Source organism: Pseudomonas sp. C8002 (assembly GCF_013385765.1).
GTDB lineage: Bacteria > Pseudomonadota > Gammaproteobacteria > Pseudomonadales > Pseudomonadaceae > Aquipseudomonas.
This window is the reverse complement of the sequence record NZ_JACAPJ010000045.1, coordinates 1-10384: the sequence shown is the minus strand read 5'-3', so window position 1 is coordinate 10384 and position 10384 is coordinate 1. Positions and strand designations below refer to the sequence as shown.

At 62.6% G+C, this 10384-nt stretch carries 2 protein-coding genes; both read left to right on the top strand.

Annotation, left to right across the window (positions count from 1 at the left end; all coding sequences use genetic code 11):
• Nucleotides 1-4356: non-ribosomal peptide synthetase (locus HX814_RS30465; protein ID WP_177015445.1), on the top strand; the 4356-nt coding region annotated here is incomplete at its 5' end.
• Nucleotides 4356-10384: non-ribosomal peptide synthetase (locus tag HX814_RS30460; RefSeq protein WP_177015444.1), on the top strand; the 6029-nt coding region annotated here is incomplete at its 3' end. The genes HX814_RS30465 and HX814_RS30460, both read left to right, overlap by 1 nt.

Below are 10384 nucleotides of genomic sequence, written 5' to 3'. Positions count from 1 at the left end.
TACCAGCCGGTCAGCGAGCAACCTTTGCTGTGGCAACGCAGCATCGTCGACGCTTCGGCGCTGGAGCAACTGGGCGACGAAGCCCAGCGCAGCCTGGACCTGGGCAATGGCCCACTGCTGCGCGCGGTGCTGGCGACCCTGGCCGATGGCAGTCAGCGGCTGCTGCTGGTGATCCATCACCTGGCGGTGGACGGCGTGTCGTGGCGCATCCTGTTCGAAGACCTGCAAACCGCCTACGAGCAACTGCAGCAGGGGCGTGTCGTGGCACTGCCGGCCAAGACTTCGTCGGTCAAGGCCTGGGCGCAGCGTCTGCAAGGTTATGCCCGAACCGAACGCCTGCAACAGGAGTTGCATGACTGGCAAACGCTGCTGGCCGACGTCGACAGCGCCTTGCCGTGCCTCGATCCCGAAGCCGGCTTGCGCAATGATCAAGGTGCCACGGTGCACAGCGCCTTGACCCCGACGCACACCCGCCAACTGCTGCAAAACGCCCCCAAGGCCTATCGCACCCAGGTCAACGACCTGCTACTGACCGCGCTCGCGCGGGTGGTTTGCCGCTGGACCGGCCACGCCGATGCCTTGATCCAGTTGGAAGGCCATGGTCGCGAAGACTTGTTTGACGACATCGACCTGACCCGCAGCATCGGTTGGTTCACCAGTGTGTTCCCGGTCAAGCTGACGCCGGCTGCGGACCCGGCTCAATCCCTCAAAGGTATCAAGGAGCAACTGCGCGCCATCCCCGATAAAGGCCTGGGTTTTGGCGTGCTGCGTTACTTGGGCGACGCGCAGGCGCAAGCGGCGCTCAAGGCATTGCCGACACCGCGGATTACCTTCAACTACCTGGGGCAACTGGACGGTCATTTTGAGGACGACAACGGTGCGCTGTTTGTACCGTCGGGCGAAGCCCGTGGCGCCGAGCACAGCCCGCAGGCACCGCTGGATAACTGGCTGGCACTCAACGGCCAGGTGTTCGATGGCGAGCTGCGGTTGAGCTGGACGTTCAGCCCGGCCATGTTTGCCACCGCGACCATCCAGGGCCTGGCGGATGACTATGCCTGTGAACTGGCAAGCCTTGTGGAGCATTGCTGCACGTCGGGTGCCGCGGCCGTGACCCCGTCGGATTTCCCGCTGGCCAACTTGAGCCAGGCGCAACTGGATGCGCTGCCCATTCCCGCGCAGGCGATTGCCGACATCTATCCGCTGGCGCCGATGCAGCAAGGCATGCTGTTCCATACGCTGTACGAGCAGGCGTCGGGCAACTACGTCAACCAGATGCGCCTGGATGTCGAGGGGCTGGACCCGCAACGCTTCCGCCAGGCCTGGCAAGCAGTGCTGGATCACCACGATATCCTGCGCACCTGCTTTGTCTGGCAGGGCGAGTTGGCGCAGCCGGTGCAGGTCGTACTGGAGCAGGTCGAGCTGCCTTTTGTCAGTCATGACCTGTCCGGCCACGCCGATCTGGCGACGGCCCTGGATGCCTTGGCGGCCGATCAACAGCAGCAGGGCTTCGACCTGGCGCAGGCACCGCTGTTGCGCCTGGTGCTGATCCGTACCGGTGTCGACCAGTACCATTTTATCTACACCCATCACCACATCCTGATGGACGGCTGGAGCAACTCGCAGCTGCTGGGCGAGGTATTGCAACGTTACAGCGGGCAATTCGAAGCCGGCCGTGGTGGACGTTATCGCGACTACATCGCCTGGCTGGACAGCCAGGACCGCCAGGCCAACCAGCGGTTCTGGACCTTGCAACTGGCTGACCTGCAAGAACCGACCCGCCTCGCGCAGGCACAGGCCCAAGGCGAAGTGCCTGGCAGCACGGGCTATTCGGATCACTACCAGTATTTTGACGCTGAGCGCACCATGCAGTTGAGTGAGTTCGCACGCCGCCAGAAAGTCACCCTCAACACCTTGGTGCAAGCGGCCTGGGCCTTGCTGTTGCAGCGCCAGAGCGGCCAGTCGAGTGTGTGCTTCGGCGCTACCGTCGCCGGGCGTCCTGCGCAATTGGCCGGTGTCGAGCAGCAGGTCGGGTTGTTTATCAACACCTTGCCGGTGGTGGTCAGCCCGCGACCGGAGCAAACCATCGCACAGCTGTTGCAAGCCTTGCAGGCGCAGAACCTGGCCTTGCGTGAACATGAGTACACGCCACTGTTCGAGATCCAGCGCTGGGCGGGGCAGGGTGGTGAGGCACTGTTCGACAGCCTGCTGGTGTTTGAAAACTACCCCGTGTCCAAGGCCCTGGAGCAAAGCTCGCCAGACGGTTTGCGCTTCGGACGGATTGATAGCCATGAGCAGACCAACTACCCGCTGACCCTGATGGTCAACCTCGGCGAGGCATTGTCGCTGCAGTACAGTTTCGACCAGCGTTTCTTCGCCCCGGGGCAAATCCAGGCGCTGGCCGCGCAACTGCATAACCTGTTGCAGGCAATGACGCTGAATGCCGATCGTCCGCTGGGGACGTTTGACAGCCTGGACGACGGTGAGCGCAGCCGTGTGCTTGAGCAGTGGAACGCCACCGACGCCGATTTTTCGGCGCTACGGGTGCACAGCATGATTGAGCAACAGGCCCTGCATCAGCCGGACGCCGTGGCTGCGGTGTTCAACGAGCAGACCTATACCTATCGTCAACTCAACGAACAGGCGAACCAACTGGCGCACAAGCTATTGGAGCTGGGCGTAGGCCCGGACCAACTGGTGGGGATATGCGTGGAGCGCAGCCTTGAAATGCTCGTGGGCCTGCTCGCGGTGCTCAAGGCGGGTGCTGCGTATGTGCCGCTGGATCCGGATTTCCCGGTGGATCGCCTGGAATACATGATTGCCGACAGCGGCATCGGCCTGTTGCTGACCCAGGCCCGCTTGAAGGATTTGCTGGTGCTTCCTGCGGGGCTGACGACGGTGGATCTGGATCCTCGGCATTCAGGGCTGGCGTCCTACCCGCAGAGCAATCCGCACGTGTCGGTAAAGGCGGCCAGTCTCGCCTACGTGATCTACACCTCTGGTTCTACGGGCAAGCCCAAAGGGGTGATGGTAGGACATGCGGCACTGAGCAACTTCCTCGCCAGTATGGCGAAGGCTCCAGGCATGTCAGGCAGTGATCGGGTGCTGTCGCTGACGACGTTCTCGTTTGATATTTTCGGGCTGGAAATTTACCTGCCGCTGGTGCTCGGGGCACGTGTGGTCCTGGTGGGCAAGAGTGCCGCCCAAGACCCGGCCCAAGTCTTGGAGCTGGTACGCCGCGAGCATATTTCAGTGGTGCAGGCCACCCCGTCTACCTGGCGGATGTTGCTTGATAATCCCGAGGCGCGCGCGCTGCAAGGCTGCAAGATGCTCTGCGGTGGCGAGGCGCTTGCCCAGGATCTGGCGGACCGCATGGTGGCGCTGTCGGACCAGGTGTGGAATCTCTATGGCCCCACTGAAACCACCATCTGGTCGGCGCAACACCCACTCAGCCAGGCGTTGCCGCAGGCCTGGCTTGGCCGGCCCATCGACAACACTCACCTGTACATCCTGGGCAGCGATTTGCAGCCAGTGCCAGTGGGTGTGGTGGGTGAACTGCTGATTGGCGGAGAAGGCCTGGCCCGTGGTTACCATCAGCGTGCCGGGCTGACCGCCGAACGTTTTATTCCCCATCCGTTTTCCAGCTCCGGGCAACGGCTGTATCGCACCGGCGACCTGGCGCGTTATCGCGCCGACGGTGTGATTGAGTATGTCGGCCGCCTGGATCACCAGGTGAAAATACGTGGCTTCCGCATCGAACTGGGAGAAATCCAGGCACGCCTGCAGGAGCACCCGGCCGTGCGCGAAGCCGCCGTTATCGCCCGAGAGGGCGGTGTCGGCCTGCAACTGGTGGGGTATGTAGTGCCAGGCGAACCGCTCGGCCACGACCGGCAAGTGCTGCTGCGCGATGAGCTCAAGGCCCGCCTGATGGAAACCCTGCCGGCCTACATGGTCCCGGCGTTTCTGGTGATGCTCGACAGCCTGCCACTGACCCCCAACGGCAAACTCGACCGCAAGGCGCTGCCGGTGCCGGATGCCAGTCAGTTGCAACAGGCCTACGTTGCGCCGCACAGCGATCTGCAACGGCAAGTCGCCGGCATCTGGCAGCAGGTGCTGCAACTGGAGCAGGTAGGACTTACCGATAACTTCTTCGAACTGGGCGGGCATTCGCTGCTGGCGGTAAATGTCGTGTCGCGTATTCAACTTGAGCTGGGCTTGAAATTGACCCCGCAACTGCTGTTCCAGCACCCCCTCCTGGAAGACTTTGCCCACCATCTGGAACACGCCGGCGGGCAACAAATCAATGAATCGAAACTGAGCAAGCTGGAATTTCTGCTTGACGAAATGGAGGAAGTTTAATGGACATCCACGCCGCCCAGAGAATCGCTCGGCGTTTCATTACCTTGCCCCTCGACAAGCGTCGCCTGTACCTGGAGAAAATGCTTCAGGAAGGTGTTTCCCCGGCGAACTTGCCTATTCCCGAAGTCCAGTCGGCCGTTGAAGCGATTCCCCTGTCCTTTGCCCAGGAACGCCAGTGGTTCCTGTGGCAGTTGGACCCCCAGAGCACGGCGTACAACCTGCCCATGGTCCTGCGCTTGCGCGGGAACCTGGACCTGCTGGCGTTGCAGCAGTGTTTCAATCAACTGATCGCCCGTCATGAAAGCCTGCGCACCCGCTTTGTGCAGCGTGACGAAGGGGTAAGCCAGAACATCCTCGCCGAAGCGCCCCTGGACATTCCCTTGACGGTGCTGGCACCACAGGCCGATATCGAGGCGGCAATCACCGGGTTTGTCGAAGCGCAGACCGGGCAGCTGTTCGACCTGAATGAGGGGCCGCTGCTGCGGGTCAGCCTGCTGCAGATCGATGGGCAGGATCACATCCTGACGTTTGTGCAGCACCATATCGTGTCCGACGGCGGTTCGATCCAACTGATGGTCAATGAGCTGGTGCAGCTGTATGACGCCTGCCAGCGCGGCGAAACCCTGGTGCTGCCGGCGTTGCCGATCCAGTACGCCGACTATGCCATCTGGCAGCGTCACTGGATGGAAGCCGGCGAGCGCGAACGGCAACTGGCCTATTGGTGCGAGCAGTTGGGTGACGAGCAGCCGGTGTTGGCGCTGCCGACCGACCGTGCGCGGCCGGCCGAGCAGAGTTATCGCGGCGCGCGTTTTGAAATTGCACTGCCGCATGCCCTGAGCCAGCGCCTCAGGCAATTGGCCCAGCAGGAAAAGGCCACGCTGTTCATGGTGCTGCTGGCGTCCTTCCAGGCGTTTTTGTATCGCTACAGCGGGCAGCGTGATATCCGTGTCGGGGTTCCGACCGCTAACCGCAACCGGGTGGAAACCGAACACCTGGTGGGCTTTTTCGTTAACACGCAGGTACTTCGCGCCGAGGTAGTGGGCGAGCAGCCGTTCAGTGTTCTGCTGGACCAGGTCCGCCAGGCTGCCCTGGGGGCGCAGGACCATCAGGACCTGCCATTCGAGCAGTTGGTCGAGGCGTTACACCCGCAACGCAGCCTCAGCCATGCACCGCTGTTCCAGGTGATGTTCAACCACCAGCGCATGGCAGCCGCCGGCACTGGCGCGCTCGCACTGCAGCTGCCGGGCCTGTCCATCGAAGGCGTGGCCTGGGAGAACCGCACTGCGCAGTTCGACTTGACCCTGGAAACCTACGAGTCCGATGACGGCATAGCAGCGGCCCTGACCTATGCCACTGACCTGTTTGATGCGCTGACGATAGAACGTCTGGCGCGGCATTGGCAGACTCTGCTGCAAGGAATCGTCGAGCAGCCCCACGCCCGTGTCGGCGAGTTGCCGTTGCTTGATGTCGCCGAGCGCGAGCAGATGGTGCAGGACTGGAACGCCACCTCACAGCCTTTTGGCGGCCTGACGCATCAGGTGATCGCCGCCCAGGCCGAGCGTACGCCCGACGCGGTTGCGCTGGTATGCGAGCAGCAACAGCTGACGTATCGCCAACTCAACCAGCGCGCCAACCACTTGGCGCATCGCTTGATCAACATGGGGGTTGGGCCTGACGCGCTGGTGGGTATCGCCGTTGAGCGCAGCGTGGAAATGGTCGTCGGCCTACTGGCCATTCTCAAGGCCGGTGGCGCTTATGTACCGCTGGATACCCAGTACCCGGCCGACCGCCTGGCTTACATGCTTCAGGACAGTGGCGCGCAGTGGTTGCTGACCCAGGCGGCAGTACGTGATCAGTTGCCCATCCCGCCGGGCGTCCAGGTGCTGGTCCTGTCCGACACTGACGAAACGTTGCAAGCCAACCCGCAGGTTGCCGTGCAACCCGACAACCTTGCCTATGTCATCTACACCTCCGGTTCCACCGGCCGGCCCAAGGGTGTCTCGGTTCGTCACCGAGGGTTGGCCAATCACATGGCCTGGATGTGCAAGACATTGCCACTGCAAAGCAGCGATCGGATCCTGCAAAAGACCGCGTTCAGCTTCGATGCTTCGGTATGGGAGTTCTGGCTACCGTTGATGACGGGTGCACAGTTGGTGATGGCCCAGCCAGGGTTGGCCGAGAGCCTGTCACTGTTGTGGGAGCAGGTCGAGGCACAGCGGATCACGGTCCTGCAGTTGGCGCCTTCACTGCTGCAAGCCTTGCTGCCTGAAGCGAGCGATGCCCAGCTGGCGTCGCTGAACGTCGTGTTGTGCGGTGGCGAAGCCTTGAGTACCGAGCTGAGCCGACAGTTGCAGCAGCGTTGGAGCGGGCGCTTGATCAACCTGTACGGCCCGACCGAAGCGACCATCGATACCAGCAGCCATGAAGTGCCTGTCGACCCTGCCGGCCCGATCGTGGCGATCGGCAAGCCGATCGACAACGTACGCACTTATGTCCTGAGCGAAGCGTTTGAGCCGTGCCCGCCGGGTGCGGCCGGTGAGTTGTATATCGGAGGGGATTCCCTGGCCCGTGGTTATCACCTGCGCCCGGGAATGACCGCCGAGCGATTTATTCCCGACCCGTTTGCTTCCCGTAGCGGCGCACGACTTTATCGTACCGGCGACCTGGTGCGTTATCGCCAGGACGGTGTGATCGACTACATCGGACGCATTGACCACCAAGTGAAGATTCGTGGGTTGCGCATCGAACTGGGTGAAATCGAAGCCCGCTTGCTTGCCCTCGACGGTGTGCGTGAAGCCATGGTACTGGCGCAGGGTGACGCCGGTGCCCAGGTGTTGGTGGCCTACATCATCGCGGCCGCAGGCGACCTGCAACCCGCGCCGTTGCGCGAGCAGATCCGTGCCGGGCTCAAGGCCAACTTGCCGGATTACATGGTCCCGGCCCATTTGCTGTTTCTTGAGCAATGGCCACTCACCGTCAATGGCAAGCTGGACCGCAAGGCCTTGCCACTGCCGGATGTCAGCCAGGCCGAACACGCCCATGTGGCGCCGCAGAGCGAGCTTGAGCAACGTATCGCGGTGATCTGGCAGGACGTGTTGAAACGTCCGTCCATCGGTGTCACCGACAACTTCTTCGAGCTGGGCGGTGATTCGATCATCTCGATCCAGGTGGTCAGCCGTGCGCGCCAGGCCGGGATTCGTTTCACCCCTAAAGAGCTGTTCCAGCACCAGACTGTCCAGGGCCTGGCCCAGGTTGCGCAAATGGCCGCCGGGGTGGTGATCGACCAGTCGGCAGTCGTCGGTGAGGCTCCCCTGGCACCGGTACAGATCGCCTTTTTTGAACAGCCGGTGCCTGATCGCGCGCGCTGGAACCAGTCCGTCATGCTCACGCCGAGGGTCACGTTGGACGTGGCGCTGCTGGAGCAGGCGCTCAAGCATCTGGTGACTCATCACGATGCGCTGCGGATGGCGTTCACTGCTCAGGCGCAAGGCTGGTCGGCGCGCTATCAGGCGCCGGGTGAGTACTCCGGGGCGCTGGTCCGGGAGGCTCGGAACATTGACCTTGAGGCGCTGGAGCAATGGGGCGACCAGGCCCAGGGCAGCCTGAACCTGGAGCGCGGCCCGCTGTTGCGGGCGGTGCTGGCGAACTTGAACGATGGCAGCCAGCGTTTGCTGGTGGTCATTCATCATTTGGTGGTGGACGGGATTTCCTGGCGCATTTTGTTCGAGGACCTGCAAAAGGCCTACCAGCAGCTCGCCAGCGGCCAGCGTTGCGTGTTGCCGGCCAAGACCAGTTCCTTCAGGGCCTGGGTAGAACGCCTGGGGCAGGCGGCGACTGCGGATACGTTGCGCGCCCAGCTCGATTACTGGGAAGGCTTGTTGAGCGGTTCGTCGACGGCCCTGCCGGTGGACCATCCCCATGGTTCGCTCTCCAATCGCCACGCGATGACGGTGCACACCCAGCTTGATGCCCAGGCCACGCGGCAACTGCTGCAAGAGGCGCCGGCGGCCTATCGCACCCAGGTCAATGACCTGTTGCTCAGCGCACTGGCACGGGTTATTGGTCGCTGGACCGGGCAGGACAGTGCGCTGATCCAGCTCGAAGGCCACGGCCGTGAAGACCTGTTCGATGACGTTGACCTGACACGTACCGTGGGCTGGTTCACCAGCCTGTTTGCGGTCAGGTTGCCGGTCGAAAGCGATATCGCGCACTCGATCAAGGCGGTGAAAGAACAACTGCGGGCGATTCCAGACAAGGGGATTGGCTACGGTGTATTGCGCTACCTGGGCGATGAACCATCCCGCAGCCGCTTGCAGGCGCTGCCGGCGCCGAGGATTACGTTCAACTACCTGGGGCAGTTCGATGGCAGTTTCGATGACGAGCAGGCTTTGTTCGCTCCCTCGGGTGAGGCGCGCGGGCTGGAGCAAAGCCCGGAGGCGGCGCTCGGTAACTGGCTGACCCTCAATGGCCAGGTATATGGCGGCGAACTGAGCCTGGGCTGGACCTTCAGCGGGCAGATGTTTGACACCTCGACGGTACAGCGCCTGGCCGATGAGTACCGTCTTGAGCTGCTGAGCGTGATCGCTCATTGCACAGCGCCCGGCAACAGCGGCTTGACGCCTTCGGATGTTCCGCTGGCCGGGCTCGGCCAGCGTCAACTGGATGCCTTGCCGCTGGCCCTGTCGGCTGTCGAAGATATCTACCCGCTATCGGCCATGCAGCAAGGCATGCTGTTTCACACCCTGTATGAGCAAGGTGGCGGCGACTACATCAATCAAATGCGCCTGGACGTTACCGGGCTGGATCCCGAGCGCTTCCGCCAGGCCTGGCAGGCGTGCGTGAACAGCCATGAAATCCTGCGTACCGGCTTCCTGTGGCAGGGTGATCTGGAGCGACCGCTGCAAGTGGTGCACAAGCACCTGGAGTTGCCATTCACTGTGCTCGACTGGCAGGAGCACCCGGCACTTGATGGCGCACTCGATACCCTGGCCGACGCTGACCGCCAGCGTGGTTTCGACCTTGTGCAGGCGCCTCTGCTGCGCCTGACCGTTGTGCGCACGGCGCCGGATCAGTGCCATTTGATCTATACCTCCCACCACATTCTGATGGATGGCTGGAGCAATTCCCGGCTGCTTGGTGAGGTGCTGCAACGCTACAGCGGGCAAGAGCCCGAGCACCAGCCGGCGCGCTATCGCGACTACATTGGCTGTCTGCAATCCCAGGACCAGACGCTGCGAGCAGCGTTCTGGACGCAACAGTTGGCACCGCTGCAAGCGCCGACACGGCTGGCCCAGGCGGTGGCCGCGCCGCTGTCCGCAGATGCCGGCTACGCCAGTCATTTCGAGGTGCTGGACTCGCGCCAGACGCGCCTGCTGAACGAGTTTGCCCGCCAGCAGAAAGTCACCCTCAATACCTTGCTGCAAGCCGCCTGGCTCCTGCTTTTGCAGCGTTATACCGGGCAGTCGACGGTGTGCTTTGGCGCCACCGTGGCTGGGCGTCCGGCCGACCTCAAAGGCGTCGAGCAGCAGATCGGCCTGTTCATCAACACCCTGCCGGTGATCGCCAGCCCGCTTGCCGGGGAGACGGTCAGCCACTGGTTACAGACCGTTCAGGGGCAAAACCTGGCGCTGCGCGAGCATGAGCATACGCCGCTGTTCGAGATTCAGCGCTGGGCCGAACACGGTTCCGAGTCATTGTTCGACACGCTGTTGGTGTTCGAAAACTACCCGATCTCCGAGGCGCTGGCTCAAAGCGCGGACGATGGGCTGTCCTTTGGTGCCGTTGTGGCCCATGAGCAGAGCAATTATCCGCTGACACTTTCCGTCAATGCCGGGCAGACGCTGGGGTTGCACTACCACTATGACCGCAGTCAGTTTGCGGCCGGGACGATGGCGGGCATTGCCCGTCATCTTAACCAGTTGCTTGCGCGCTTCATGGCCGGCAGTGAACAGGTGCTGGCGCAACTCGCCACCCTTGAGGGCGATGAACGTCGGCTGGTCGAACATACCTGGAACGCCAATGGCCTGGA